At 69.2% G+C, this 25,472-nt stretch carries 26 protein-coding genes and 1 pseudogene; 15 read left to right on the plus strand and 12 right to left on the minus strand.

Annotation, left to right across the window (positions count from 1 at the left end):
• The first annotated feature begins 85 nt into the window (after nt 1-85).
• The 3 genes from ABZ840_RS01800 to ABZ840_RS01810 all read left to right on the plus strand — a co-directional run bounded on the left by ABZ840_RS01800 (nt 86) and on the right by ABZ840_RS01810 (nt 1,253).
• Nucleotides 86-667 (plus strand): sugar O-acetyltransferase, encoded by a 582-nt coding sequence (locus ABZ840_RS01800; protein ID WP_361551607.1) that lies wholly within the window; start codon nt 86-88, stop codon nt 665-667.
• Nucleotides 668-831: 164 nt separating this feature from the next.
• On the plus strand, nt 832-966 hold the full coding sequence (locus ABZ840_RS01805; RefSeq protein ID WP_361551610.1) for a hypothetical protein: 135 nt from the start codon (nt 832-834) through the stop codon (nt 964-966).
• Nucleotides 967-1,034: 68 nt separating this feature from the next.
• Entirely contained in the window at nt 1,035-1,253 is a 219-nt protein-coding gene (locus tag ABZ840_RS01810; protein WP_361551613.1) for a DUF2277 domain-containing protein, read from the plus strand.
• Nucleotides 1,254-1,294: 41 nt separating this feature from the next.
• On the opposite strand, the gene ABZ840_RS01815 is transcribed toward ABZ840_RS01810, so the two are convergent.
• Nucleotides 1,295-2,194, minus strand: coding sequence for an endonuclease/exonuclease/phosphatase family protein (locus tag ABZ840_RS01815; protein WP_361552348.1), 900 nt, complete (start codon nt 2,192-2,194; stop codon nt 1,295-1,297).
• Nucleotides 2,195-2,433: 239 nt separating this feature from the next.
• Entirely contained in the window at nt 2,434-3,066 is a 633-nt protein-coding gene (locus ABZ840_RS01820) for a flavin reductase family protein (protein ID WP_361551616.1), read from the minus strand.
• Nucleotides 3,067-3,191: 125 nt separating this feature from the next.
• Between ABZ840_RS01820 and ABZ840_RS01825 the strand changes: the two genes are divergently transcribed.
• The 4 genes and pseudogenes from ABZ840_RS01825 (at nt 3,192) to ABZ840_RS01840 (ending at nt 6,327) form a co-directional block, all read left to right on the plus strand.
• Nucleotides 3,192-3,668 (plus strand): hypothetical protein, encoded by a 477-nt coding sequence (locus ABZ840_RS01825; RefSeq protein WP_361551619.1) that lies wholly within the window; start codon nt 3,192-3,194, stop codon nt 3,666-3,668.
• Between the two features lie 374 nt (nt 3,669-4,042).
• Nucleotides 4,043-4,838: pseudogene (locus ABZ840_RS01830) on the plus strand (transposase family protein).
• A gap of 143 nt (nt 4,839-4,981) precedes the next feature.
• On the plus strand, nt 4,982-5,152 hold the full coding sequence (rpmF, locus tag ABZ840_RS01835; protein WP_361551622.1) for a 50S ribosomal protein L32: 171 nt from the start codon (nt 4,982-4,984) through the stop codon (nt 5,150-5,152).
• Nucleotides 5,153-5,157: 5 nt separating this feature from the next.
• Entirely contained in the window at nt 5,158-6,327 is a 1,170-nt protein-coding gene (locus ABZ840_RS01840; RefSeq protein WP_361551625.1) for a GTP-binding protein, read from the plus strand.
• 783 nt (nt 6,328-7,110) lie between these two features.
• On the opposite strand, the gene ABZ840_RS01845 is transcribed toward ABZ840_RS01840, so the two are convergent.
• From ABZ840_RS01845 to ABZ840_RS01855, 3 genes are all read right to left on the minus strand, one after another.
• Complete coding sequence (locus ABZ840_RS01845; protein ID WP_361551628.1) at nt 7,111-7,299, minus strand: transposase; 189 nt, start codon at nt 7,297-7,299, stop codon at nt 7,111-7,113.
• Nucleotides 7,300-7,763: 464 nt separating this feature from the next.
• On the minus strand, nt 7,764-9,134 hold the full coding sequence (locus tag ABZ840_RS01850; RefSeq protein WP_361551631.1) for an alpha-lytic protease prodomain-containing protein: 1,371 nt from the start codon (nt 9,132-9,134) through the stop codon (nt 7,764-7,766).
• A 120-nt stretch (nt 9,135-9,254) separates the two neighbouring features.
• The gene (locus ABZ840_RS01855) at nt 9,255-10,226 is read right to left on the minus strand and encodes a LysR family transcriptional regulator (RefSeq protein WP_361551634.1); all 972 of its coding nucleotides are present in this window, start codon (nt 10,224-10,226) and stop codon (nt 9,255-9,257) included.
• Between the two features lie 166 nt (nt 10,227-10,392).
• Between ABZ840_RS01855 and ABZ840_RS01860 the strand changes: the two genes are divergently transcribed.
• Both ABZ840_RS01860 and ABZ840_RS01865 read left to right on the plus strand, forming a co-directional pair.
• Nucleotides 10,393-11,385 (plus strand): AraC family transcriptional regulator, encoded by a 993-nt coding sequence (locus ABZ840_RS01860; RefSeq protein ID WP_361551637.1) that lies wholly within the window; start codon nt 10,393-10,395, stop codon nt 11,383-11,385.
• A 41-nt stretch (nt 11,386-11,426) separates the two neighbouring features.
• Nucleotides 11,427-12,260 (plus strand): carbohydrate-binding protein, encoded by an 834-nt coding sequence (locus ABZ840_RS01865; RefSeq protein WP_361551640.1) that lies wholly within the window; start codon nt 11,427-11,429, stop codon nt 12,258-12,260.
• 138 nt (nt 12,261-12,398) lie between these two features.
• Here the strand turns inward: ABZ840_RS01865 and ABZ840_RS01870 are convergent, their stop codons facing one another.
• Nucleotides 12,399-12,776 carry a hypothetical protein gene (locus tag ABZ840_RS01870; RefSeq protein WP_361551643.1) on the minus strand — a complete coding sequence of 126 codons (378 nt, stop codon included), beginning with the start codon at nt 12,774-12,776 and terminating at the stop codon, nt 12,399-12,401.
• A gap of 4 nt (nt 12,777-12,780) precedes the next feature.
• A complete protein-coding gene (locus ABZ840_RS01875; protein WP_361551646.1) occupies nt 12,781-12,909 on the minus strand; it encodes a hypothetical protein in 129 nt (42 codons plus the stop codon).
• Nucleotides 12,910-12,911: 2 nt separating this feature from the next.
• Here ABZ840_RS01875 and ABZ840_RS01880 point away from each other — a divergent pair, with 2 nt between their 5' ends.
• Together ABZ840_RS01880 and ABZ840_RS01885 are read left to right on the plus strand one after the other, a co-directional pair.
• On the plus strand, nt 12,912-13,106 hold the full coding sequence (locus tag ABZ840_RS01880) for a hypothetical protein (protein WP_361552351.1): 195 nt from the start codon (nt 12,912-12,914) through the stop codon (nt 13,104-13,106).
• 238 nt (nt 13,107-13,344) lie between these two features.
• On the plus strand, nt 13,345-14,718 hold the full coding sequence (locus tag ABZ840_RS01885; RefSeq protein WP_361551649.1) for a family 43 glycosylhydrolase: 1,374 nt from the start codon (nt 13,345-13,347) through the stop codon (nt 14,716-14,718).
• A gap of 49 nt (nt 14,719-14,767) precedes the next feature.
• On the opposite strand, the gene ABZ840_RS01890 is transcribed toward ABZ840_RS01885, so the two are convergent.
• Together ABZ840_RS01890 and ABZ840_RS01895 are read right to left on the minus strand one after the other, a co-directional pair.
• Entirely contained in the window at nt 14,768-15,712 is a 945-nt protein-coding gene (locus tag ABZ840_RS01890; RefSeq protein WP_361552354.1) for a formylglycine-generating enzyme family protein, read from the minus strand.
• An 89-nt stretch (nt 15,713-15,801) separates the two neighbouring features.
• Nucleotides 15,802-17,316 carry a sulfatase-like hydrolase/transferase gene (locus ABZ840_RS01895; RefSeq protein WP_361552357.1) on the minus strand — a complete coding sequence of 505 codons (1,515 nt, stop codon included), beginning with the start codon at nt 17,314-17,316 and terminating at the stop codon, nt 15,802-15,804.
• Nucleotides 17,317-17,635: 319 nt separating this feature from the next.
• On the opposite strand from ABZ840_RS01895, the gene ABZ840_RS01900 reads away from it, so the two are divergent.
• From ABZ840_RS01900 to ABZ840_RS01915, 4 genes are all read left to right on the plus strand, one after another.
• Nucleotides 17,636-18,940, plus strand: a complete 1,305-nt coding sequence (locus ABZ840_RS01900) for an ROK family protein (RefSeq protein ID WP_361552360.1) — start codon at nt 17,636-17,638, stop codon at nt 18,938-18,940.
• A 16-nt stretch (nt 18,941-18,956) separates the two neighbouring features.
• Entirely contained in the window at nt 18,957-19,772 is an 816-nt protein-coding gene (locus tag ABZ840_RS01905; protein WP_361552363.1) for an ABC transporter permease, read from the plus strand.
• A 50-nt stretch (nt 19,773-19,822) separates the two neighbouring features.
• Nucleotides 19,823-20,602 (plus strand): ABC transporter ATP-binding protein, encoded by a 780-nt coding sequence (locus tag ABZ840_RS01910; RefSeq protein ID WP_361551652.1) that lies wholly within the window; start codon nt 19,823-19,825, stop codon nt 20,600-20,602.
• Nucleotides 20,603-20,673: 71 nt separating this feature from the next.
• Nucleotides 20,674-21,657 carry an aliphatic sulfonate ABC transporter substrate-binding protein gene (locus tag ABZ840_RS01915; protein WP_361551654.1) on the plus strand — a complete coding sequence of 328 codons (984 nt, stop codon included), beginning with the start codon at nt 20,674-20,676 and terminating at the stop codon, nt 21,655-21,657.
• Nucleotides 21,658-21,732: 75 nt separating this feature from the next.
• Here ABZ840_RS01915 and ABZ840_RS01920 read toward each other — a convergent pair whose 3' ends face one another.
• The 3 genes from ABZ840_RS01920 to ABZ840_RS01930 form a co-directional block, all read right to left on the minus strand.
• A complete protein-coding gene (locus ABZ840_RS01920; protein ID WP_361551657.1) occupies nt 21,733-22,743 on the minus strand; it encodes a cation diffusion facilitator family transporter in 1,011 nt (336 codons plus the stop codon).
• Nucleotides 22,744-22,992: 249 nt separating this feature from the next.
• On the minus strand, nt 22,993-24,246 hold the full coding sequence (locus ABZ840_RS01925; protein ID WP_361551660.1) for an MFS transporter: 1,254 nt from the start codon (nt 24,244-24,246) through the stop codon (nt 22,993-22,995).
• Nucleotides 24,243-25,382 carry a PLP-dependent cysteine synthase family protein gene (locus ABZ840_RS01930; protein ID WP_361551663.1) on the minus strand — a complete coding sequence of 380 codons (1,140 nt, stop codon included), beginning with the start codon at nt 25,380-25,382 and terminating at the stop codon, nt 24,243-24,245. The genes ABZ840_RS01925 and ABZ840_RS01930 overlap by 4 nt, the downstream gene beginning before the upstream one ends.
• Between the last annotated feature and the right edge of the window lie 90 nt (nt 25,383-25,472).

Consider the following 25,472-nt stretch of genomic DNA (forward strand, 5'->3'; position numbering starts at 1 on the left):
CCGCCTCCTTGACGGGCCTGCCCCGGTCCGGAACCGTGACCCTCCACTCGGGAGCGATCATCCGGGCCGATCACGAAGGAGCGCCGTGGGCGAGAACAAGGACCGCATGCTGGCCGGTGACTGGTACATCGCCGATGATCCGGAACTCATGGCGGACACCGAGCGCCGCATCGAGCTGTGCGCCGCCTTCAACGCCGCCGGCGGACATACACCCGGCACGTACGACCCGGGCCGGCGCCACGCGCTGCTGCAGAAGCTGCTCGGATCGGTGGGTGCCGACGTACGGATCCGCCCGCCCTTCCACTGCGACTACGGATATCTCATCAGCATCGGCTCCGGCACCTTCATCAACTTCGGGGCCGTCTTCCTGGACGCCGCGCCCATCACCATCGGCGCGAACGTCCAGATCGGCCCCAACGTCCAGCTCCTCACCCCCACCCATGAACTCGACGCGGAGCGGCGCCGGGCCGGCTGGGAGAAGGGCGTACCGGTGACCATCGGCGACAACGTCTGGCTCGGCGGCGGGGTGATCGTCTGCCCCGGCGTGACCATCGGCGAGAACACCGTGGTGGGCGCCGGTTCGGTCGTCACCAAAGACCTCCCCGCGAACGTCCTCGCCGTAGGCAACCCCGCCCGTGTAGTACGCAAGCTGGAAGAGACCCCCTGACGGAGTCCCTCACACGGTTACTCCTCGCACAGTCACTCCCCGCGCATCCCTCCCGGCAAATAACTCCCGGTCGATTGTCAGTCCCTCCCCCTAACATGTGTCTCATGTCCGCAACTCCCGCAACTCAGCTACTTCCGGGTCAAGTCCGCCCTACTGCCACCGAAGTGAACGACTCCATACGGCAGTTCGTGCGGGCTCGACGCGGTTGTGCCTGGACGGCCGAGGACCGCGAGGAGTACACGCGCCTGCTCGCGGCCTGGACGTCTGCGATGCGGGACGAGATCGTCACGGCGGCCTGAGCCGGGAAGCGGGGCCTGCGGCCCGCCGTGCGCGCGCGTCCGGCGGCACGACGGGGCAGACTGGCCTCATGTGCCGCAGTATCAAGACCCTCCGCCCACCGGCCACCCCTGATGTGACAGAGGAGGACATGCACGCGGCGGCCTTGCAGTACGTACGCAAGGTCTCCGGCTTCCGCGCGCCCGCCGCGCACAACCGCGAGGTGTTCGACGAGGCCGTGGACGCCATCACCGCCGCGACCCGCGACCTCCTGGCAGGCCTCCACGTACGAGGCACCACCAAGCCCTGACCCGCGCCCTCACTCCTTACCCATCACTCGCCCCTCACTGGTTACCAATCCAGCACGGCCTGCACTGGCAAATGATCACTGGGATACTGCCCGCCCTTCGCGAAGACATTGATCTCGGCCCGCAGCGTCCGCACGGAGGGCGAGGTGAGCAGCCAGTCCACGCGGTCGCCGTCCGGCACGAGCGGCCGGTAGCCGTGGAAGGTGGCGTACTGCGCGCTGCGCTCCTCGGCAGCGTCCCAGGAATCCACGAGCGACCCGGCGCGCAGCATCGTCTCGTACACCGGATTCCCGTGGGCCGCGACATTGAAGTCACCCATCACAACCCGGGGCAGCGCCGCGTCCATGCCGCGCAGCCGCTCGGTGATGAGCCCGGCAGACCGCTCACGCGATCCCTGATGCGCATGATCAAGGTGCGTATTGAGGGCATAGAACTCCCCACCCCCTGCCAGGTCACGGAAGCGCACCCAGGTGACCATGCGGATGACGGTGTTGCCCCAGGTCGCCGAGCCGATCAGGTACGGCGTACCGGACAGCCAGAAGTGGTCGTATTCGACTGGCCGAAGTCGTCGCGTGTCATAAAAGATCGCTGCGAACTCATCACGGCTGCCACCCGCTCGCCCGGTCCCCAGCCAGGAGTAACGCGCACCGAGATCCTCCGCTACGTCCTGCAGCTGCCCGTAGAGCCCCTCTTGCGTACCCAGCAGATGCGGCGCCTCCCGCCGCAGCAGCTCGCGCATGACCGGACGCCGCTGAGCCCAGGAGTGCGGCCGCTCGTCCGAGGCGTACCGCAGATTGAACGTCATCGCCCGCAGCCGACGCCCGGCCGCCTCCCCCGCCCCCGTACGAGCGGTCACCGCAGCAGCCTGCGCGCTCCCACCCGCGATCGGCACGGTAGCCACAGCGGCCACTCCCGCCGCCCGCAAGGCCAGCCGCCGGCTCACCCATCCCCCACCGGCCCGCGCATCGGCACTCCCCTCGGCGTGTGCATCCGCACTTGCGGCTTCCGCAACAGTCACGTCGTCTCCCACCAGCGAGAATCCTGCGAGGCACAGAGAGTGTCAGCCCACTTCCTCACACAGAAGTGACCCCCACGCTGCTCCCACCGGAACGCGCCATGACGCCGCCGCGCCGATCAGTCACCCTGACTCATTCACCACGACTCACTGCGACTCCCTGCGACTCACTCCGCTTCACCGCGGCCCGCCGAAGGCCCCTCCCAGTCCGCGTACCGAACGCGGGAGATCTCCCGCACCTCCCCCACCGTGCCCCACTCGTCCTTCCCGAGCCGGGACAGCGGACGCAACTTGCGAATGTCCGGATGTCCGTCCGCCATGACCTCCTCGGCCACCGCCGCGTGCACGACCCGCCCGAAGACAACCGTGGAGTCCCCGAAGCGCAACGTGCTGTGCAGCTCGCACTCCAGCGCCACGGGAGAAGCGGCCACTCGCGGCGGCTTCACGAGCCGGCTCGGCTCCGTGGCGATCCCCACCGCCTCGAACTCGCTCTCACCGAGCGGAAAGTCCGTCGCCGTGTCATTGATCTGCTCGAACAACCCCTCCGGCGCGAGGTTCACCACGAACTCCCCACTCGCCTCCACGTTCCGCAGCGAGTCCTTCCGCCCCACCGACGTGAACTGCACAATCGGCGGCGACACCGCAGAGATGGTGAAGAACGAATGCGGCGCCAGATTCGCCGTAGCACCGTCCCGCCCCACCGTCGAAACCCAAGCAATCGGCCGCGGCACCACCGTCGCGGTCAGCAGCCGGTAGAAGTCATTACGGGACGTGTCCCGAGGATCGATCTCGATACGCATGATCGCCAGTATCCACGCAGCCAACCCGCCGGGCTAACCACAGATCGACGAGATCACCCGACCCCCACTCCCGGCAGACAGCACCCCGGCACCGGACTCGTCCAGCACCACCAGGAGCCGACACCGTGACAGCCGTCCAACCCCTCTGGGAGGACTACGAGGCCCCCGCCCACACCCGAGGCGGGCAGGTATCCCTCAACCTCTACGACCACCTCGCCGCCTACACGCCCAAGCACCCCGGCGCGTACCTGCGCATCTCCTCCGACCGTCTCGGCCTGGAAACCGGCGTCGACCGCCAGCTCGAAGACGCCGAGGACTCCCGCAAGTGCCTGGGCTGGGGACCGTTCACCAAGGTCTACGAGGAGAACGACACCTCCGCCTTCAAGAAGCGCAAGATCATCCGCTCCGACGGGACCATCGACTGGATCGTCCTCCGCCCGGAGTTCCGACAGCTCCTCGCCGACCTGGCAGCCGGCGTCATCGACGGTGTCAGTTCTACGACCTCGACCGCCGTGTACTCCACCCCCGCGATCTCGAAGACCTCATCGACATCGTCGAGTACGTCAAGCGACCGGTCACCGGCGCCGCCGGCGGTCGCATGAACCTGATCAAGGACAGCGACCGCCACATGGCCCGCATGATGTGCGTGATGGCGCTCAAGTCCTCCGAGGACACCGCCCGCCGCGTCGCACGCCAACATCTCTCGGCAGCCCAGAACGGCATCGCCCAAGGCCGCATAGCCTACGGCTGGGTACGCAAGGGCGAGCACAAGGGCCAGTTCATCCCCGACGAGCGGACCTCGTCATCCGCATCTAACCGTGCAGGAGCAGGGAGACCTCGAATTCGCCGCCGTTCAGATCTCCGGAGTCGTTGCTCTCCAGGCCGGCCTCTTGACGGGCGCGGGTGCGGTCCGCGTTGCCGGGGAACAAGGCCTAAAGCGTGTTGCACAAGGCTGTGAGCTGGGCACTCCTCGGGTATGGCCGGGGTGTTGAGGGCTGAACGAGTGTGGGTGGAGACGTTCCCCGGGTTGCGGGTGACGCAGTGTGCGCGGCTGCTGAAGGTGGTGCGGGAGCGGGGCGGCAACGGCACCTTGCAGGGGCGCCGGTGGAGTCTGCCGCTGGCCGAACGGGTGCTGGTGGTCGCGGTGTACTACCGCACGAATCTCATGATGCGGCAGCTGGCGCCGTTGTTCGGCGTCTCCTCGTCCGCGGTGTGCCGCGTGGCCCAAAAGCTTGGTCCGCTGCTCGCCCTGGCCCCCCGTCTCCCGCTCGGCCGACGCCCCGGAGCGGCTGTGGATCGTCGACGGCACGTTGGTCCCGGTCCGCGACCGGCACGTCGGTGCGTCCAGCCGCAACTACCGGTTCTCGGCGAATGTGCAGGTCATCGTGGACACGGACACACGGCTCGTGGTCGCGGCGGCGCACCCGGTGCCCGGCACCACCGCCGATGCACACGCCTGGCGCGCGTCCGGTCTGAGCCGGCACTGCGCGGGCGTGACCGTACTCGGGGGCGGCGCCTACCTGCACTGAGGCATGGTGGTCCCGCACCGCAAGCGCCCTCGACAGGAACTGCTCAAGGATGCGGAGGAGGACAATGCCGCCCACCGCACGGCCCGGGCTCGTGTGGAGCACGTGATCGGCCGCATGAAGAACTACAAGATCCTCCGCGACTGCCGGCAGCACGGTGACGGCCTCCACCACGCCGTCCAGGCCGTCGCCCACATGCACAACCTCGCTCTCGCCATGAACAGACGACCCCGTTCACGGCCCTGACCTGCCCGAACCCAACCTTGTGCAACACGCTTTAGACAAGGGCCGCCATCTCCACTCAAGGCCACCCACATTCCTTTTTGGTTATGACAACCATTTCTATATAGTGTGGGCTGTCGCTACCACCCATCCCCAGGAGGCCCACCATGGCCGTGCCCAAGCGAAAGATGTCCCGCAGCAACACCCGCCACCGACGTGCCCAGTGGAAGGCCACAGCTCCGCAGCTCGTGCCCGTCACCATCGACGGCGTCTCGCACCTGGTACCGCAGCGTCTGGCCAAGGCCTACGAACGCGGGCTGCTGAGCCCGGAGAGCTGAACGCCATGACGCACAACCGACTGCCCGTCACCGTCCTGTCCGGCTTCCTCGGGGCCGGCAAGACCACCCTGCTCAACCACGTGCTGGGCAACCGGGAAGGCTTGCGCGTCGCGGTCATTGTCAATGACATGAGCGAGATCAACATTGACGCGACGCTGGTACGGGGCGGGGAAGCCGCGCTCTCACGCACCGAGGAACGCCTGATCGAGATGACCAACGGGTGCATCTGCTGCACGCTGCGCGACGATCTCCTCGAAGAGGTCGACCGACTGGCCCGCGAGGGCAGATTCGACTACCTCCTCATCGAGTCCAGCGGCATCTCCGAGCCGATGCCGGTCGCCGCCACCTTCGCCTTCCCCCGCGACGACGGAGCGACCCTGGGCGACCTCGCGCGGCTGGACACCATGGTCACCGTTGTCGACGCCGCCAACTTCCTGCCAGAGCTCAACGGCGGCGACGGGCTGGTCGAGCGCGGCCTGGACCAGTACGAGGAGGACGAACGCACCGTCAGCGACCTGCTGATGGACCAGATCGAGTTCGCCGACATCATCGTCCTCAACAAGACCGACCTCGTCGACGCGGACAGCACCGCCAGCCTCCAGGCCACACTCGCCCGCCTCAACCCGGCCGCCCGCATCGTGCCGGTCCGGCACGGACAGGTGAACACCGCCGACATCCTCGGCACGGGACTGTTCGACCTGGAACGGGCTCAGCAGGCCCCGGGATGGGTGCGTGAACTCAACGGCGACCACGTACCGGAGACCGAGGAGTACGGGATCTCCAGCACGGTCTTCCGCGCCGACGCCCCGTTCCACCCAGGACGCCTGTGGAACTTCGTCACCGAGGAACTGGACAGCGGCAGGTACGGCCGGATCCTGCGCTCCAAAGGCTTCTTCTGGCTGGCCAGCCGCCCGCACGTCACCGGACTGTGGTCACAGGCCGGGGCCGTCGCCCGATTCGAGCCGTCCGGCGCCCGCGCCGCCGGCGACAGCCAAGGCCAGGAACTGGTCTTCATCGGAATCGAGTTGAACCCCGACGCCCTTGACGCTGCCCTCGCCGACTGCCTTCTGACTGCCGGAGAGCGGCTCACCGACGACCCGTTCCCCGCGTGGGACACGTACGGGGTCGAAGACGCCTGCGAGCACGAGCATTCGGAGCTCGTGTCACAGGCCTGACAGCTCCGGGTTGGGCAGTGGCCGCGGCCACGGCGCTGCCCAACCCGGCATTCCGGCCCCGTAATCGGCGGCGGGGCCACGAAAGACAGCAAGGCACAGCAACGCCGACTCGGCCGCGGCCCCGACCTCGCTGCGCGGCCCCTCAGCTGAGGTGAGCCATGTGATGAGGCAGGGGGGCTGCGTGCAGTCTTCGCGGAAGAGTGCCGTCGTCCTGCATGCCCGACCGAAGCCATCCACCGAACGAGTTCCGTGTCGGCGGCAGTCACAAGGGGGCCCGGTCGGATGAGGGGACCGTTGGGAGCGCGGTCCCCGCGCACGACCCCTCGGGCAGGAAAAACGTTCACCCCTATCGGCAACACTGCCTGGATTTCCTGGCTCAGCTCCCTCGCAGGCTGGTTACTCGGTACCACCGTCATTACCAGCATCACCCGCCGGCTCGCCCGCTCCTAGGTCCTCACGACACCAGGCGCCCAGTCTGAAACCGGCGGTGGATGAGCAGCGCCTGGCAGCAGCGCCGAGATGGCGTGATGATCAACGACAAGCAAGCGTTGTTCCGTGTCTGCAGGGAAGGGTCTGTCACAGACCGGACGACGAGGCCACGCCACCGCTGGGCTGATCGCCGGGAGCTCTACCTAAACCGCCGCCGATTGCATCAGCCTCCTGACCTGCGTTACTGACCTTGTGGATGTGACGTCGTCAGCGTGAGTCCGGTGGCGGCGAGCCATCCGTCGATGAGGTCGGGGCGGTATTGAACCCCCCGGAGTCTGCGCCGCAGCAATCGCATCAGGTGCTCGGGGCGGTGAAGGCGGTATTGCACTGGCCCGAGCGCCGCACCAGGAACCAAATCCCCTCGACCGGATTCAGGTCGGGCGAGTACGAGGGCAGCTGGAATGACGTGATCCAGACGCGGCCATCGTTGAAGGCCCTCGGGCAGGCGTCCAGGTGCACATTCAAGTTGTCCCAGACGACCACCAGCGGGGCCTTGTGCTGGTTCCCGCGCCATGCCGATTTCAGCAGGTCTTCCGCGCCACCTACGACCTCCCCCCCAAGGACTACCGCACCAAGACCCATGGCACCGGGGAGCCGGCACCCAGCTGAGAGCAGCGGCAGCCGTCGCACAGTTGTGGACGCAGCACAAGGACCCTGGACTCTATGCGCACCACGTCCGGCGGCCCCTCCGGCATGCTGGGCGAGGGCAGTTGCCGCCCGAGGCGGCGCACCGGTCGAACGCCGGTAGCTTCGCGCTCACCCACCTCGGCAGAAGCGAACTGAGGTACCGGGCCAAGCGCTGCTGCCGAGATGCGCGGTCTCATGGCGGTGTCGGCTCAAGGCTTCGGCCCGGGTGCGCGGTGGTGCGCGCACCCGGGCCGGGGTCGGCCGGTGTTCACTGGGTTACCTGGGCAGGGCCGTTGCCCTGGTGTCGGGCGGTCCGGTGATCAGATGCGCTGCCACAGGGCCGGTACGGCCGGGGGCTGCCAGCCGGGCTGGGCCTGGTGGTCCTGGAGGCAGCGGTAGGTGGCGCCGCCGTAAGTCACCGTGTCGCCGGCGCTGTAGACCGTGCCCGCGGACCAGGTACCACCCGGGTCCCCAGGGTCGCCAGGGTCGCCCGGGTCGCCGGGTCCGCTGCCGCTCGTCTTCAGGGTGAGGCCGTAGGTCTGCAGGATCGGGTTGACGGGCTGGAAGTAGGTGGTACCACCGCTCGTGCAGTTGCCCGAACCGCCCGAAGTGACGCCCTGCGCCTGGCTGCCGGAGATGAAGGAGCCGCCCGAGTCACCGGGTTCGGCGCACACCGAGGTGCGGGTGACACCGCTGACGGTGCCCTCCTGGTAGGTCACGCTCGTGTTCAGCTGCTGGACCGTGCCGCAGTGCCAGCCGGTGGTCGAGCCGGAGCGGCACACCGAGGCGCCCACCATGGCCTGCGTGGACCCGGCGACCTGTGCGCTGGAACCGTTGACGTACGGGGTCGCCGTCCAGTTGGCATTGGTGGCCACCCACGCCATGTCGTTCCCCGGGAAGACCGACGCCTGGAAGGTGCCCTGGGCCACCCTGTTGGAACCGGTGGTGGTGCTGCCGGACCGGCCGCAGTGGCCTGCCGTGACGAATCCCTGCTGGGAGCTGCGGGTGATGGGGAAGCCGATCGAGCACCGGCTGCCGCTGCCGATGTAGTAGGCGTCGCCGCCGCGCAGGTCATACAGGGGCCGGGGACGCTCGGCGGACTTCATCGACCGTACGAGAGCCGGGTCGACCCCGGCCGCCGCGAGCAGGGGACGTACGGCCGCCGGGCGCACTGCCTGTATCACGAGGGAGTTGGACCGGACGTCGACGTACCAGACCGGGGTGTCGTTGGTCGCGTGCCGGGCCGCGGCACGGTCCAGCCGGGCCTTGGCCGCGTCCAGTGAGGCCAGCGAATGGTGCACGACGGCCGCCCGCGCCCCGCGGGCCCGTATCGCCGGTACGTCGCGTGCGTCGGTCGTCGCCACCGTGAGCGTGCCGGACTCGGCATCCTGCACCCAGGCGCCGGCGAAATCGCCGCCCAGGTCCGCGCGCAGCCGACCCGCCGTGGCCCCTGCTTCCGCCTCGTTCACCAGTCGGTGTGCTGCCTGCTGCCGGTCCAGTTTCAGGTCCCGCTCCATCGCGTCCAACAGGGCGGCCGGAGCGTCGGCGGTGCGCAGAGTCTGCGCGGCGGTGAGCGTATCCGGGGCAGCCGCATGGCCACTGGCGTTCGCTGAGCCGCTGAGTCCGGCCACGAGCAGCGTGCCCGCGGCCGCCAATGCGGCGCAGACGGCTGCGGCAGGTCTTTGGAGCATGGGACTCTCCTCGGGTTTCGGTGGGGTGCCGATACCGTAAGGAGGGCTGATCGGACTGCGTAAGGTGTCAGCCGACCCCCTGCCCCGGTGTTATGGAACGCGCTTGCCGCAAGGGCGCGGTCAGCTGGGCCCGAGGCTCTGACCGGTGCGTTCGCCGCGCTCCGCGAGCCAGGGCCGGTAGCTGTCGCTGCCTTCCGCCGCCCTGGCGTGTGCGCCGCGCGCCTCGGCCAGCACGGTGGCCGTGATGTCCGGCTGCTGAAGGGTGGGATGCCAGCCGAGCACGTGCCGCCACAGCAGTGGAGTGCCGGCGAGCGGCCGGGTGATGACGCCGGGTGTCGTCGGGAACGAGGCCCGGCACAGTCCCACCGCCCGCCCGACCTGCACCAGGTGCACGCAGGACGCGGTATCCGTCTCGTACATGCGCCGCGGGCTGAATCCGGCCCGGGCGCAGGCCGCGGTGAAGCAGTCCGCGAAGCAGCCGTCACCGGGCACGCAGGCCCATTCCTCACCGGCCAGTGCGGACAGCCCGACTTCGGCGCACGAAGCCAACGGATGGCTGCTGGGCAGCATCACGAACACAGGATCCACCGCGATCTCCCGCCAGGCCAGCCGCGTGGCGTCGGGCGGAGCGGTGGAACCGCAGGTGCCGGCCAGCGCGAAGTCCAACCGGCCTTCGGCCAGCAGCACGGCCAACTCCCGCTCGGACCACGACACGTACGTGGTCACGGTTGCGTCGGGCACGGCCTGCGCCAGCCGGTCCAGCAGCGCGCCGAGGAGCGGACCGTGCGTGCCGCCGAGTCGAAGCCGCTCCGATCCGCGCCAGGAGCGGGCGAACCTGACGGCCTCTTGCTGCAGTTCACTCACTGCCGGCAGCACGATCCGGGTGCGCTCCAGCACCAGTTCGCCCAGTGCGGTGACCCGCACGCCGCGGCGTCCCCGCTCGAACAGTTCGCCGCCCAGAGCAGCCTCGATCCGTCTGAGTTGTGCGCTCAGTGCGGGCTGCGCGAGACCCAGCACCGTGGCCGCCCTGGTGAGACTCCCTTCCTCCGCGATCGTTCGGATGGTTCTCAGATGTCGCAATTCCAGCTCCATGAGGGGATATTGCGGCGCATGACAGAAGGAGGGCAAGAGACAGGTACGGACCAATGAGCGGCCCGAACGCGGACCCGGAGGGTCGAAGACGATGTTCGCAGCCGTACCACTCTGGGAACGTGACCCACCGAATGCTATTGGTCTGTACCTGCTCCGAGGAGGAGTGATGCGCAGCACCACTGTCCCGCGAGGCACGCCCTGCGTCACCCCGCCGGCGGGAGAACCGCCCCTGCACCGGCTTGAGTTACCCGAACCTGGCGCAGCGCCGTTCGCCGCGGGCTCCTTCGAAGAGATGGGCCCGCTGTCGTGGACCGACCACCCGCACCGCCACACCTTCTACGAAATCATTCATGTCACCGCGGGTTCGGGCGCTCATGTCATCGATTTCGCCCGGTGGCCGGTGCGCCCACCACACCTGGCCGTGATACTGCCCGGGCAGATCCACCACTGGCAGGGCGACCGTGACGTCGACGGGACACTCGCGCTGTTCACCGAGGACTTTCTGGTGGATCACCCCGGCGACCGCGAAGTGCTGCGGCAGCTCGCACGAACCAGCTGGTTCGCCCTGGACACCGAGGACGACACACGGATCGGCCGGCTGATGACCGACCTGGCCGCGGAGCACCGGCACCGCGCTGCCGGCCACGAGACCGTGTCACGGGCCCTGCTGCACGTCCTCGTCGTACGCGCTGCGCGGCTACCGCAGCACAGCGGCGGCACCGGGCCGACTCAGGTCACCGGTCCGACGCAGGTCACCGGCCCGGCGGAGGCAGATGGCCCGGACCGGGCCCCCGCCCGGCCCGCGGCGCTGGCCGAGGCATTCACCCGGCTGACGGCCCCGCGGGAGGCGGTGGCCTGGTCGGTGCGTGAGTGCGCCGAACGGCTCGGGGTGTCCCCCGGCCACCTCACCCAGGCCGTGCGCGCGGCCACCGGCCGCAGCCCGGGCCAACTGCTGATCGCGGCCCGCGTGTACCGGGCTCAGCAGCTGCTCGCTCACACCGAGCTGCCGGTACGGCAAATCGCCGCCCGCATCGGGTTCGCCGATCCCGCCTACTTCTGCCGGTTCTTCCGGCGGGAGACCGGCAGCAGTCCCGGCGACTTCCGAAAACACCACAGACGCCACCACCAGTCCATCGCAACGGCGCAGACACACGCCTAGGTTCGTTACCGATCCGACGGCCCCCCACCCAAGGAGCAGGTATGGACAGCGAGAGACCGTCTCCCGCCGGCGAGTCGCCTCGGCTCGTGCGCCGCAAGACCGTCTTACGGACGGCGCTCGCGGCCGGCGCCGCGATACCGTTCGCCTTCATCGGCGGCCCGGCCCTGGCCCGCACCCTCACCTCGACCGGCGCCTCGGTGCCTCTCACTCCAACATGCGACGACGGCGACGACCCCACGCCCGAGCAGATGGAGGGCCCGTACTTCAAACCCAACTCTCCCCAACGCACCGCTCTGCTGGAGCCCGGTATGCCCGGTACCCGGCTGACCGTGAGCGGCTACGTCTTCGGCGGCGCCTGCCTTCCCATCTCCGGTGCCCTGCTCGACTTCTGGCAGGCGGACGACAACGGCGGCTACGACAACACCGGCTACCGGCTGCGCGGGCACCAGTACACCGACTCCCGCGGCGTGTTCAGCCTGACCACCATTGTCCCCGGGCTCTACCCCGGCCGTACCCGGCACATCCACGTCAAGGTGCAGGCCCCCGGCCGCCCGATCCTCACCACGCAGCTGTACTTCCCGAACGAACCGCGCAACAACACCGACATGCTCTTCGACGCCCGCCTGCTGATGAACGTGCGCAACGGCAACGGCGGCCGTGAGGCGGCCTTCGACTTCGTGCTGGACGTACCGCAGGACCCCGGCCCGTCGCCCACCACCCCTCCGCCATCGGGCAGTGCATGGGCCGCGGGAACGGCGTACCGGGCCGGGGACCGGGTGACGCACGCGGGCCGCGCCTATGTCTGCCTCCAGGCCCACACAGCACAGCCCGGCTGGGAGCCCCCGACAGCTCCAGCCCTGTGGCGAGCCGCCTGAAACACCGTCTGAACAAGGGTGCCGTGTTGTTCTCCTGGGCGCCCAGCCACAGCGGCGAAGCGCTCCATGCCGTGCAACCCCGCAGACCGTTGAGCACCCCATACCGGCACCGTCGCGGTCAGCAGCCGGTAGAAGTCACTACGGGACGTGTCCCGGGGATCGATCTCCATGCGCACGGTCCCTGCAGGGCCGAAGCATCGGGCTTGATGGTCGGGTGGCGTTGTCACGCTGATGGTGCAGCCGAGTCGGAGTCGTCCGGCGAGGCTGCACCGCCGTGGTTCTCGGCTCGGGGGCCCCGCTCGGGCGGCGGGGGAGCGTCGCGGCGTTGGGTTTCGCGGCGTTGCCGTCGGGTGTGTCCGTCGCGCGCAGTTCCTCCAGCACCTGGATCGCTCCGCTGATGCGCAGCAGGGTTCGGCCGAGTTCGAGCTGCTTCGATTCGAGCTCGGCCAGCATCTGCTGGCCGGCCTCGTACTCGTCGCGGAGCCTCGCCAGGCGGGCCTCGATGTGCTGTCGCATCGGCTCAGCTGCCGTCGGTCGTGCGGGAGGAGATGTCGGTCAGGGTGGCGACGGTCGCCGACAGCGCTCGGAGGGCTGTGTCATGCTCCTTGAGCGCCTCGATCAGCAGTGCCGTGAGCTGCGCGTAAGGCAACGCTGGCCGCGTACCCCCGCTACGCCGTCGACGAGCTCACCGGTCCGGGAGTCACCGTCAACGTCATCCATCCCGGATACATCGCCACCGAAGCCAGCAGTCACCTCCCGACCGCGATCCGGAGCGTGGTGACCGCGCTGACCCCCGGCGGCCGAACCGGGGCCCCGAGGACATCGCCGGCGTGGTCGGGATGCTGACCCGCGACGAGGCGGCGTTCCTCAACGGCGCCTGCATTCCCGTCACCGGCGGCCTGAACCAGCCTGTCTCACTCCGCCACCTGTCACCGATGAAGTGACTACAAGCCACGGCAGGGCGGAAGTCGATCCGGATTATTTTTCCGTGGTGTTGACGAAAATCGGCGGGCCTTCGCATGCTGTGCGTCATGCCATCCCAAGAGGCAACACGCCCCGGACGACGAAGAAGGGCGCGCGACTGATGACGACTTCCGAAGACGGCCCCCGCGTCGGGCGGCGATCCCTGTTGGCCGGTGTCGCGGGCTCATTGGCCGTGACGGCGGCGCTGCCCACCGCAGCGGCACGAGCAACGCAGCCCACGCAAGCCGCCCAGGCCTCACCGGTCTCGGCGGAGAAGAAGGGTGGGGCGCTGCGGCGGTACCCGCCGAACCGGCCCGACCTCACACCGTACGGACTCGCGGACCACGACACGGATCTGTGGCCGCGCAAGGACAACTCCTTCGTCCTGCCGCTCGAATTGCGCCCCCGCGACAAGGAGCGGGGCCAGGTCTGGATGCGGGACACCTACGTCAACTGCTTCGTCGTCGACGGCCGTCCGCTCTACGTGGCGACCGGCACCACCCGCGTCCCCGGGCTGACGGCCGCCGGCCCGTGGAACGACGGCATCTTCCTGTGGACCGCCCGGTCCATGCAGGGGCCGTGGCGGCTGGCCGACACCACCCGCATCCGGTCGGGTGCCGAGCGGGGCAAGGTGTGGTCGCCCGAGTTCGTCGGCGAGAACCGGCCCGGGCGCACGGTGGTGGCGCCCTGGCAGGAGTACTGGCACGACGAGCGGTTCGGCAAGCGCGGCCAGGCGTGGGCGCCGGAGGTGCACTACTTCCGCGGCAAGTGGTACATCGTCGCGTGCATGGGCGACCACTCCAAGAAGGTCGGCTCGTTCCTGCTCGTGAGCGAGGGCGGCGTCGAGGGCCCCTACCGGCTCGCCCGGGGCAACCTCGACAAGCCCTTCGGCGAGTCCTTCATCGGAGGGCCGAACTTCATCGAGCCCGGCGCGTACTTCCACATCGACGGCGGCCTCTACAGCGAGGGTGACGACGCGTGGCTCGTGCTGCACAACGACCTGTACGCGAAGTTCCGCGACGACATGGAGGACATCGTCACGCCGACGAACCTCCCCCGCTTCCAGCAGAAGCCCTACTCCCCCGAGCCGTATCTCGAAGGCGCGTACGTGTTCAAGCACGGCGGCAAGTACTTCCTGATGCACGCCGCGTGGGACCGGACGTCGATCAGCGCCGACGGCACCCCGCGGTACGCGTACGACCCCCCGGGCACCGGCCGCGTGCAGTACCAGTACGACGCGATCGTGGCGGTCTCGGACCACTTCGAAGGCCCGTACTCCGAGCGGTGGACCCTGGGCGTCGGCGCCGGACACAACAACCTCTTCGAGGACCACACCGGCCGGCTGTGGGCGACGTTCTTCCGCAACCCCGCGTTCGGCTACTGGTCCAACCCATCACGCATCGACGATGCCGCCGTGCCCGGTGTCGTACGGGTGGAGTGGACCGGGCCGCGCGGCAACCGGCTGTACGTCCAGCGCCGGGACCGGGATGCGTGATCGGCCGCTGACCGGCCCTGACCAGCTGCTGACCGGCCACGGAGGCCGGTCAGCGGCGGGCGGCATCGCCCGCGGGCGCGCGGACCACGCGGAAGCCGAGGTTTCCTGAGGTGCTGTCCGAGGTGTTGGCGGTGCGTGCGGCGACGCGGTAGCGGTTGCAGTAGGAGGCGTGGCACAGGTACGAGCCGCCGCGCATCGCCCGCAGGCCGGACTGGTCCGAGGGGTCCAACTTGCCCGACTGGCCCAACCGGTCGGGCCGGTCCAAGTGGCCCGACCGGTCCGAATGCCAGGTGTCGGCCGTCCATTCCCAGACGTTGCCCGCGACGTTGAACAGCCCGTAGCCGTTGGGCGGGTAGGCGTGCACCGGAGCGGTGCCGGCGTAGCCGTCGTCCGCGGTGTTCTTCACCGGAAAGGTGCCCTGCCAGATGTTGCAGCGGTGGGTTCCCCCGGGGGTGAGTTCGTCGCCCCACGGGTAACGCGCCTGGTCGAGCCCGCCGCGCGCCGCGTACTCCCACTCCGCCTCGGTCGGCAGGCGCCCGCCGTCCCACGCGCAGAAGGCGGCGGCGTCCGCCCAGCCGACGTGGACGACCGGATGGTCCCAGCGTCCTTCCAGCCCGCTGCCGGGCCCTTCCGGTGCGTCCCAGCGGGCCCCTTCCACGCCGCACCACCACGGAGTGGCGTCCGGGCGCGGCGAGACCTTGCGCAACGCCCCGGGCAGGAACTTCGCGAAGACGTAGCTCCAGCCGAAGCGTTCGGCGTCGGTGCGGTGGCCGGTCACCGCGATGAATGCGGCGAAGCGTGCGTTGGTCACGGCGTACGCGTCCACGGCGAACGGGGCGACGGTGACCTCGCGCACCGGTCCTTCGGCGTCTCCGGCGTTGGCGTCGCCGTCCTCGCTGCCCATCCGGAACGTGCCGCCGGGCAGGTCGATGCTGGTGCGGTACGCCGGCGCCGCGTCGTCCGGAGAGCCGGGCGGGGCCGCGGCGTCCCCCATCGCGTCCGCGCCGGCCGTCGCATTCGCATCAGCCGGCCCGCGGGCGGGTGCGCAGCACGAGCGGGCCGCGGCCTCGGAGTCCGCAGGGTTCACGTGCGCTCCTCCCCCGCCTGCCCCGGCACGGAAGCAGCGGTCTCGGGCTCGTTCTCGAATGCCGAGAGCGTAGTGTCGTAGTCGGTCTCCACGTCGTACATCGGTGTCATCCAGTGGAAGAAGTTGTCGCCCCGCTCACGGAGCAGGTCGTAGAGCTTACGCGTCAACTCCGCCCGTACGTCAGCCAGTTCAGGGTGTTCATAGCGGTTGTGCAGTTCGTCCGGGTCGGCGTGCAGGTCGTACAACTCGTTGTGCGACTCGGGGTTGACCACCAGCTTGTAGCGGCGGGTGCGCAGCATGCGCTGGGGGTACGGGAAGTGGTGGCCGTGGAACTCGGCGAGGTGGTGCTCCGGCCAGTCGGGCCGTTCACCGGCGGCCAGGGGCAGCAGGCTGCGGCTGTCCACGGCCGGCTTGGTGTCGCTGCCGGCGAGATCGAGGATGGTGGCGGTGCAGTCGGTGAGCGAAACGAACTCGTCGCGTACCTGGCCGGCGGGGCCGCCGGGGACCTTGAGGATGCCGGGTATCCGGTAGATGTCCTCGTACATCGCCGGTCCCTTGTCGTGCAGGCGGTGTGCTCCGGTGAACTCGCCGTGGTCGGCGGTGAAGAACACGGCGGTGCGGTCGGCCGGACCGAGCTCCCGCATCGCGTCGAGGATGCGGCCGATCTGCTGGTCGATGAGGGTGACGTACCCCCAGTAGACCGCGATCAGCTTGCGGCTCTCCTCCAGGGGCATGGTGTCGAAGGCCCACAGGCGACTGTAGTTGCTCTGCACCGGCGGCTTGGCGGCGAACGTCTCGCTGATGGAGGCGGGGAGTTCGACAAGTTCCGGGGCGTACATGTCGTAGTACTCGTCGGGGAGGATGTACGGCAGGTGCGGGCCGAAGAAGTGGGTCGCCAGGAAGAAGGGCTTGTCGTCGCCGCCCCACCCCTCTTCCGCCCAGCGGTGCAGCATTTCGATGGTGCGGGTGGCGAGGTAGTACTCGAAGGTGGCCTCGACGGGCTGGTGGAGCCGGGCGGCGAGGAGGTTGCCGGGGCTGCCGTTGGGTGTGGTGCCGCGTACGGGGTCGGTGATGCGGTACGGCGGGAGGCCGTGCTCCTCCAGGTGGGCGAGGTAGTCGGGGTGGTCGACGGGGTTGTGCCAGCCGGCCAGGTCCGGGCCCTCGAAGCCGTAATCGGCGGCGGTGCGACGCACTCCGCCGTGCCACTTGCCCAGCAGCCCCAGCCGGTAGCCCTCAGCGCGCAGTTGTCCGGCGAAGGTGAACTGGTCGTCCGCGAGGTCTTCGAGGTAGCCGACGTTGCGTTCGTAGTTGGCCAGCAGCTTGTGGCGGAAGGGCGCGGCGCCGGTGAGCAGGCTGGCGCGGGCCGGGGTGCAGATCGCGGTGGGGGTGTAGCAGTTGTCGAACCGGGTGCCTTCGGCCGCGAGCCGGTCCAGATTGGGGGTGCGGACGTGCGGGTTGCCGTAGGCACCGAGGGTGTCCACGCGGTGCTGGTCGGTCATGAGGAACAGCATGTTGGGGCGCACGGGGAGCCTTTCGGTTCGGTCGTCCTGGTCGGAGGGAGCGGCCGGGCGGCGGGGCGCCGGAACGGCGAAGTGTGGGGGATCTTGAGTGGAGTGTGGGGGATCTCGACCGGCGCCGTGCGAGGAATGGTCGGCCTCGCGCCAGGTTTATGTCAATGATGTGAACATAAATCTGCCACCACCCACGGTATCCGCAGCGCGCCGAAGCGGGAAAGCCCAGCAACGACGCGGTGGGCGCGGACCGTTCTTGTCATCACGGCCCGAAAACCTTTTTGTTCCGGCTCATTGACGAAAAACCGTGCGGCTCTCCATGCTGTGCGGCATGCAGGCACACGACGGTCCCCTGACACGGCTGCGCAAGAGCCACGAGCAGTCCGTGCTGGACCTCCTCCGCAAGCACGGTCCGCTCAGCCGGGCCGAGCTCGGCGCGCACAGCGGCCTGTCCCGCACCACCCTGTACGACATCGTCGCCGGCCTGGTGGAAGGCGGTGCGGTGGTTGCCGCCACCCCACAGGCGGAGGTGCGTCGGCGCGGCCGGCCGGTCGAGAAGCTGAGCCTCAATCCGCATGCCGGAGAGGCCATCGGCATCGACTTCGCCCGCCGCGCCGTCCATGTCGCCGCGATCAACGTCGCCCACGAGGTGATCGGCTCCGCCAGTGAGGCGCATGCCCCCGGTCTCACCTGGAACCAACGCGCCGACATCGCCGAACGTCTCCTCGGCTCACTCGGCGGTCCACCCGTCCCGCGTGCCGCCGCCACCCACGGCTCGACCCCGCGGAGTGCGTCCGCCGGCCGTGCTCCGCGGCACGGCACACTCCGGCGCGGCGCGCTCCGGCTCGGCTCGCTCAGTGCGATCGGGGTCGGCGTGGTCGGGCCGCTCATCGATGCCGGCGGTGTCCATGCAGGTGGTACGGATGTCGGCGAGCGCAGCCTCGACGGGCTGCCCGGCCTGCTCCGCGAGCGGTTCGGCGTCCCCGTGCTGCTCGACAACAACACCCGGCTCGCCGCCCTGGCCGAGGCAGTGTGGGGCGCGGCCGCCGACGGCGGGGACGTGCTGTACGTACGGCTGTCCCACGGCGTGGGCGGCGGTCTGGTCGTCGGCGGCTCGCTGCACCGCGGGATGTACGGCATGTCGGGCGAGTTCGGGCACGTCACAGTCGACCCCGACGGCGCACCGTGCCAGTGCGGCGGCACCGGCTGCCTGGAGACGGTCGCCTCGGTCGACGCCGTACTGCAGCGCTACCGTGCGGCCGGCGGCCGGGCCGAGGACGTCACCGCGTTCCTGGCCGCCGCCGCGTCCGACGACAAGAAGGCACACGACGTACTGGAGCGGGCGGGCACCGCCGTCGGCACGGTACTGGCCGCCGTGTGCAACGCGGTCGGCCCCGGCGTCATCGTCATCGGTGGCGAACTCGCCGAGGCGGGCCCCGCGTTGATCGAGCATGTCGAGCGGGCCCTGCACACCCATGTGATGCCGCTGGCCCGCGATCGCGTGCGAGTGCGGCGCGCCACCCTCGGCGAGGCCGGCAGTGCGCTGGGCGGCATCGCTTTGGTCCTCCACGAATCCCCCCTGCTCTCCCGCTATCCGCAGCCCGTCACCGAGGAGCATGCGTGAATCCAGTGAGGCACCCATGGCCGTGATCGTCCCTCCCGAGAAGACCGCCGTGGCCCAGGCCCCACGGCGTACCGCGCGCCGCTCCCGCCGACGGCCGCTCGCCCTCAACGTCCTCGCCCTGGTGGCCGGCGTCCTCCTCTGGGCAGTGGTGGCGGCGCTCGGCCTGGTCGAGAACCTGCCGACGCCGCTTGCCGTGGCACGCAAGGCCGGCGACATGATCGCCGATGGCACCCTGGCGACCGACACGCTCGCCAGCCTGCGCCGGGTCTTCCTCGGTTACGCGCTCGGTGTGGTCCTGGCCGTGCCCGTCGGCTTCCTGATGGGCTGGTACGTAACGGTCCGCGCCCTGGTCGAGCCCTACATCCAGTTCTTCCGCACCATCCCGCCACTCGCGCTCATCCCGCTGACGGTGGTATTGCTCGGCATCGGCGAGGTCCCGAAAATCGCGGTGATCTGCCTCGCCGCCTTCATGGCCTGCGTCGTCGCCTCCTTCCAGGGCGTCATCGACGTGGACCGCACCCTCATCAACGCCGCCCGGGTGCTGGGCGCCTCGGACCGGGTCATCTTCGCCAAGGTGGTCGTGCCGGCCGCCACACCGTTCATCCTGGTCGGCATGCGCATCGGACTCGGTGCCTCTTGGGCCACGGTGGTCGCGGCCGAAATGATCGGCGCGCAGGAGGGGCTGGGCTACCGGATGCAGAAGGCGTCCACCTGGTTCGAGATGGACACCATCTTCGTGTCCGTGATCACCATCGGCGTGCTCGGGCTGCTCATGGACCGGCTGCTGCTGCTCGCCGAACGTCGGCTCACCGGCTGGCAGGAACGACGATGACCGACAGGACCGGGATGGGGAACAGAGCCGGGACGAGGAACAGGGCCGGGATGCAGAACAAGATCAGCTTTCAGGACGTGGTGAAGACCTTCCCGCTCAAGGGCACCGACTTCACCGCCCTCGACGGAGTGTCCCTCGACATCGCCGACCAGGAGTTCGTGACCGTCGTCGGACCCTCCGGCTGCGGCAAGAGCACCTTGATGAGCATGGCGGCGGGACTCCAGGAACCCAGCTCGGGCCAGGTACTGGTGGACGGCAGGCCGGTGACCGGACCCGGACCCGACCGGGGCGTGATCTTCCAGCAGTACGCCCTCTTCCCTTGGCTGACAGTACGTCAGAATGTCGAGTTCGGCCTCAAACTCGCCTCCGTCCCCGCCGAGGAGCGGCACCGCCGGGCCGACCGGGCCATCGCCCTCGTCGGACTCGACGACTTCGCGGACGCACTGCCCAAGACGCTCTCCGGCGGCATGAAGCAACGCTGCGCCATCGCCCGCGCGTACGCGGTGGATCCGCAAGTCCTGCTCATGGACGAACCGTTCGGGGCACTCGACGCCCTCACCCGGGTCCAGTTGCAGGACCAGCTGCTGGCGACCTGGAGCCGCGAGAAGCGCACCGTACTGTTCATCACCCACGACGTCGACGAGGCGGTGTACCTGGCCAGCCGGGTGGTGGTCATGGCCGCCAGGCCCGGCCGCGTCCACCGCATCATCGACGTGGACCTGCCGTATCCCCGTACCGAGGAGATCCGCCTCTCCGCGGAGTTCCGGCAGATCCGGAACGAGGTGTGGACGTCCGTGTACCACCAGCAGCCGGCGACTCCTGCGGCGTAACGGACCGCCACCACCCGCGGGTCAGCACCCCCTCTTCCCCTCCCCTCCCCCCCCTCCGATAGGACCTTGCCATGCCCGGAAGCACTCTGCGCCGCACCCTCTCGGCGCTCTTCTCCGTCACGGTCCTCACCGTCGCCATGAACGCGTGCTCCAGCAGCACTTCCGACGACGACCGCACCGTCAACTTCGGTTACATAGGCGACTACAACGGCGCGAGTCTGCTGGCCATCGCCGAGCAGCAGGGGCTGTGGAAGAAGCAGGGCCTGACCGCGCACACGAAGGTGTTCAACAACGGGCCGGTGCAGATCCAGGCGCTCGGCTCCGGCGACCTCGACTACGGCTACATCGGTCCGGGCGCGATGTGGCTGCCCGCCTCGGGCAAGGCGAAGGTCGTCGCGATCGACACCTTCACCTACGCCGACCGTGTCATCGCCCAGCCGGGGATCAAAACGATGAAGGACCTGAAGGGCAAGCGGGTCGGGGTGCCCGAGGGCACCTCCGGCGACATGATCCTGAACATCGCGCTGGCGAAGGCCGGGATGACCACGAAGGACATCCAGAAGATCGCCATGGACCCGTCCACCGTCGTGTCCTCCTTCACCTCCGGGAAGATCGACGGCGCAGGGATCTTCTACCCCGCCATCGACACCATCAAGAAGAAGGTGCCGAAGACGGAGGAGGTGGCCAGCACCAAGGACACCGGGGACATCTTCCCGACCGCCTTCGTCGCCGGGAACAAGGTGCCGGAGTCGAAGAACACCAAGGTGATCAAGGTACTGCAGCAGGCCAACGACTGGCGCAAGCAGCACCCGTCCGAGACCCTCGCCCTCACGGCCAAGATGCTGCACGTCAGCAAGGAACAGGCGAAGGCCGATGCCTCACACGTCGAGACGCTCTCCACCGACGAGCTGGTGGCGAAAACGAAGAGCGGAGAGATCGACCGCTGGCTGAAGAAGCTCGGCGACTTCTTCGTCCGCAACAAGCAACTCGACGAGAACCCCGCCCCGTCCGACTACTACTCCGGCGACCTTTACGAGAAGGTGCACACCGAGTAACTCGACCGGACGGGCGGGGCGTTCGGGAATGTGCGGCGGCTCTGCCGAGTCCTTGACGAAGCCGGCGCTCAGCTATCAGTGGGCATGTGCCTCATCGCGATGGACCGGCCCATGCGCGGCCGCGCAGTGCGCCGGCTCGGGCTCCGGAACACCGTACCGCCCGACGTCGAGAGTGGCGGGAGGCGCGTGGTCGACCTGCAGAGTGCTGTGGCTGACCCCGTACTCCCCCTGGAGGATCTTCTCCAGGTCCTGTCGCACCGTGTGGCAGTCCGCGTCCTGCGCGACCAGCACGTGTGCGGACAGGGCGGGCTCGCCGGAGGTGATCGTCCATACGTGCAGGTCATGCACCTCGGTGACCTCACGCAGGGATACGAGACGGTCCCCGATGACATCCGGGTCGAGGCCGACTGGGGCGGCTTCGAGGAAGATCCGCCCGGACTCCCGGACGAGCCCGTACCCGGCCTTCACCATGAGACCCACCACGACGAGGGTGGCGATGGCGTCGGCCTGCACGAAACCGGTGAGCAGCACGACGAGACCGGCGACCGCGGTACCGATGAAGGCGAACAGGTCGTTGAGGATGTGCTGGTAGGCGCCCTCGACGTTGAGGGAGGTGCGGTTGGCCTTGGAGATGCACCAGGCGGCCAGGATGTTCACCACGATGCCCGCGAGCGCGGTGTAGAACATCAGCCCGCCGGCCACCTCGGGCGGCGTGAGGAGCCGCTCCACGGCCTCGTACGCGAGCCACGCACCGAGCAACAGCAGCGTGAGGCCGTTGACCTGCGCGGAGAGAATCTCGGCACGCTTGAGTCCGTACGTGAAGCCGCCGCGGGCCGGCCGGGCGGACAGCCGCATCGCCACGAGCGCCAGCACGATGGATATCGCGTCGGTGAGCATATGGGCGGCGTCTGAGATCAGCGCGAGCGAGCCGGCGACAACGCCGACGACGACTTCGATCGCCATGAACGAAGTGATCAGTGTGAGAGCGATCGCCAGCCATCGACGGTCGGCGTCCGCGACCACGCCGTGCGAATGCGAGGCGTGTCCACCCGCCCCATGGTCATGATCATGCGGTCTGTTCGTCATGCGTTCCCCCCTCGATCCGGTGGCCCGATTCACCGGCAGTGAAGCGTACGTGGGACAGATTGGCAAAGGCTGTACCGGTGACCGTTGTCATCCTCGTTAAAGAGCCTCTGACCTGCACCTTTACCAGTGAGCTCTTCCTGGGCCGAATGCGGAGCCCCCCGCCCAGGGGCACGTGTGAGGGCGCCCGGCCGCTCCACAACGACCCGGGCGCCCCTATGCGTCAACGCAGGCGCTGCGGCTCTCGCAACGTCACGCCGTGACCAGGTCCTTCTCGGCCGCCGTCAGGCGTCCCCTACGGGTGAGCCCGGCCACGGCTGCCGCGCACGCCAGCCCCGTTACCGTGAGGGCCAGCCAGGTCAGCCACATCATGTGATGGCGCTGAGCGAAGTCCCAGAGCGCGCCCGTCGCGAGGTTTCCCAGTGTGATGCCCAGCCCCGAGACGGTGTTGTAGAGGCCGTAGTGCGTGGCCACGAGACGGCCGCCGGAGAGGGACACCACGGTGTCCATCTCGAACGGGTAGACCACCGCGCTGCCTGCCGCCAGGAGAACCACCGCGACCACCAGAGCGGTCAGCGTCAGCCACCTGTCGCCGGGCGGGGCCGTGGCCAGCGGGAGGAATGCCGCACCCATCATGGCCAGGCCCCTCGCCAGTGCCTGTCCCGGATTCCACCGGCGCTTCGCCCAGCCGGTGAGCCGCAACTGCCCGACGACCGCGACGGCCGCCGAGACGACGAACAGGCCGCTGGTGGCCGCGGTTCCCCCATCGCCCAGTGCCGCGTCGGCGGCCAGCGGGAGGGCGAGGTAGACCTGGAAGGTCAGTACGTACGAGCCGATCATGGCGAGTGAGAACAGCAGGAAGGGGCGGTTGGCCGCGACGGTCCGCCATTGGGCGAGCACCCCGGCGGGCGCTCCGTCGGCTGCGGTGCCACCGCGACGGGCCGGAAGGGCGCGCCACTGCAGCACGCTGAGGACGGCGAAGATGACCGCTGCCGTCGTGCACACCAGCCGGAAGTCGGCGACCAGCAGGGCCAGTCCGACGAGCGGGCCGAGGAACATGCCGGCCTGGTAGTAGACGTTGAAGGTGGCAAACGCGTCCACCCGCCGGTCTCCCGCCTCGGCGGCCACGTAGGCCCGTACGGCGGGGTTGAACAGGGCGCCGGCGAAACCGGTGGCGGCGGAGGCGACGACCAGGGCGGGCAGGTTGTCGACCCACCCGAGCAGACCGAAGCCCGCCGTCCGCAGCACGCATCCGGCGATGATCGGCGCCTTGTAGCCGAACCGGTCCGCGAGCGTGCCGCCGACCAGGAACATCCCTTGCTGGGAGAGATTGCGTACGCCCAGTACGAGGCCGACCGCCCAGGCGGCCAGCGCCAGGTCACCGGAGAGGTGCGCGGCGAGGTAGGGCATGAGCATGTAGAACGCCAGGTTGATGGCGAACTGATTGGCCATCAACAGCCGTACGGCAGGTGGGAAAGACCGGGTCTGTCGCCACAGCGCCTTCACGCGACCACCTCGGCCGAGGCGGGTCGGCGCTCGGCGCCCAGCGGGTCGAGTACGGTCGTACACCTCGTCCAACGAGTGACGGTCTTCTCGCGATGATGACTGATCGTGTCGGGTTCATCGGCGGGCTTTCGGCCGAGGAGACCGCGGCGTGCGCAGTACGCATCGTCGAAGACCGTCCCCACGTACCGCTGCGGGCCGTCGGGGAAGACCGCCACGATCCGCGATTCGGCCGGCATCTGCTCGGCAAGCCACCGGGCCGTCAGCGCGACGGCTCCAACACTCCAGCCGCCGGTCGCGTATCGGCCGCGGGCCAGAGCGCGGGCCGCCCACACCGCTTCTTCGGCCGCCACCCAGTGGACCTCGTCGAACAGGCCGTAGTCGACGTTGCCCGGATAGATGCTGCTCCCCAGCCCGCGCATCAACCGCTGCCCGGCAGGCTGGCCGAAGATCGTCGATCCGGTGGTGTCGACCCCCACCACCCGCAGCCCTGGGAAGTAGTGACGCAGTACGGAGCCGATGCCTGCGGAGTGTCCCCCGGTGCCGACGCTGACGACCAGGGCGTCGATCCGCCCCAGTTGCGCGACGAGTTCATGCGCGAGAGGCCGGTACGCCGTGACGTTGTCGGGGTTGTGGTACTGGTTCGGGCACCATGCGTCCGGCTCGTCCGCGAGCAGTTCCGCTACCCGCTGCCGCCGGGCCTGCTGCCAGCCGCCGACCGGGTGCGGCCGGTCGACCAGCTCCACCTCGGCTCCATATGCCGTGAGCAGCCCTGTCATCAGCGGCTCCATCTCCGGGTCGCTGACAACGGTCACCGGATGCCCGTAGGTGACTGCGGCCAGGGCGAGCCCGAGTCCGAGCGTGCCGGAGGTGGACTCCACGATGCGCGCGCCGGGCAGCAACTGCCCGCGCTCGCGTGCCTGCCGCACCATGTGCAGCGCGGCGCGGTCCTTGATGCCACCGGGGTTGTGGCCTTCGAGCTTCGCCCAGAAGCCGCTGCCGGCGGCGGTGAAGGGCTCCCCGATCCACAGGACGGGGGTGTCGCCCACGAGCCCGGCGGGCGTGTGCATCGGGCGCTTCGCATCCGCCAGCAGCTGAGCCGGCGCGACGGATGCCGCAAGAGTGGCGTGCTGATTCATCACGTGCTTCTCCCGCGGTCGGCGGCGCGCGCAGCGGCGCCGACCGACCGTTCGTGGTTGATGGAGATCGATGCTGTTCTGCAGCCGCAG

Source organism: Streptomyces sp. NPDC047117, assembly GCF_040643545.1.
Taxonomy (GTDB): Bacteria; Actinomycetota; Actinomycetes; order Streptomycetales; family Streptomycetaceae; genus Streptomyces.

Excerpts from the sequence above, each read along its gene's own strand:
- ABZ840_RS01810 (WP_361551613.1), top strand. The coding sequence starts at position 1,035 with ATGTGCCGCAGTATCAAGACCCTCCGCCCACCGGCCACCCCTGATGTG.
- ABZ840_RS01820 (WP_361551616.1), bottom strand. The coding sequence starts at position 3,066 with ATGCGTATCGAGATCGATCCTCGGGACACGTCCCGTAATGACTTCTAC.
- rpmF (WP_361551622.1), top strand. The coding sequence starts at position 4,982 with ATGGCCGTGCCCAAGCGAAAGATGTCCCGCAGCAACACCCGCCACCGA.
- ABZ840_RS01840 (WP_361551625.1), top strand. The coding sequence starts at position 5,158 with ATGACGCACAACCGACTGCCCGTCACCGTCCTGTCCGGCTTCCTCGGG.
- ABZ840_RS01850 (WP_361551631.1), bottom strand. The coding sequence starts at position 9,134 with ATGCTCCAAAGACCTGCCGCAGCCGTCTGCGCCGCATTGGCGGCCGCG.
- ABZ840_RS01855 (WP_361551634.1), bottom strand. The coding sequence starts at position 10,226 with ATGGAGCTGGAATTGCGACATCTGAGAACCATCCGAACGATCGCGGAG.
- ABZ840_RS01860 (WP_361551637.1), top strand. The coding sequence starts at position 10,393 with ATGCGCAGCACCACTGTCCCGCGAGGCACGCCCTGCGTCACCCCGCCG.
- ABZ840_RS01865 (WP_361551640.1), top strand. The coding sequence starts at position 11,427 with ATGGACAGCGAGAGACCGTCTCCCGCCGGCGAGTCGCCTCGGCTCGTG.
- ABZ840_RS01870 (WP_361551643.1), bottom strand. The coding sequence starts at position 12,776 with ATGCGACAGCACATCGAGGCCCGCCTGGCGAGGCTCCGCGACGAGTAC.
- ABZ840_RS01885 (WP_361551649.1), top strand. The coding sequence starts at position 13,345 with ATGACGACTTCCGAAGACGGCCCCCGCGTCGGGCGGCGATCCCTGTTG.
- ABZ840_RS01890 (WP_361552354.1), bottom strand. The coding sequence starts at position 15,712 with ATGGGGGACGCCGCGGCCCCGCCCGGCTCTCCGGACGACGCGGCGCCG.
- ABZ840_RS01895 (WP_361552357.1), bottom strand. The coding sequence starts at position 17,316 with ATGCTGTTCCTCATGACCGACCAGCACCGCGTGGACACCCTCGGTGCC.
- ABZ840_RS01900 (WP_361552360.1), top strand. The coding sequence starts at position 17,636 with ATGCTGTGCGGCATGCAGGCACACGACGGTCCCCTGACACGGCTGCGC.
- ABZ840_RS01905 (WP_361552363.1), top strand. The coding sequence starts at position 18,957 with ATGGCCGTGATCGTCCCTCCCGAGAAGACCGCCGTGGCCCAGGCCCCA.
- ABZ840_RS01910 (WP_361551652.1), top strand. The coding sequence starts at position 19,823 with ATGCAGAACAAGATCAGCTTTCAGGACGTGGTGAAGACCTTCCCGCTC.
- ABZ840_RS01915 (WP_361551654.1), top strand. The coding sequence starts at position 20,674 with ATGCCCGGAAGCACTCTGCGCCGCACCCTCTCGGCGCTCTTCTCCGTC.
- ABZ840_RS01920 (WP_361551657.1), bottom strand. The coding sequence starts at position 22,743 with ATGACGAACAGACCGCATGATCATGACCATGGGGCGGGTGGACACGCC.
- ABZ840_RS01930 (WP_361551663.1), bottom strand. The coding sequence starts at position 25,382 with ATGAATCAGCACGCCACTCTTGCGGCATCCGTCGCGCCGGCTCAGCTG.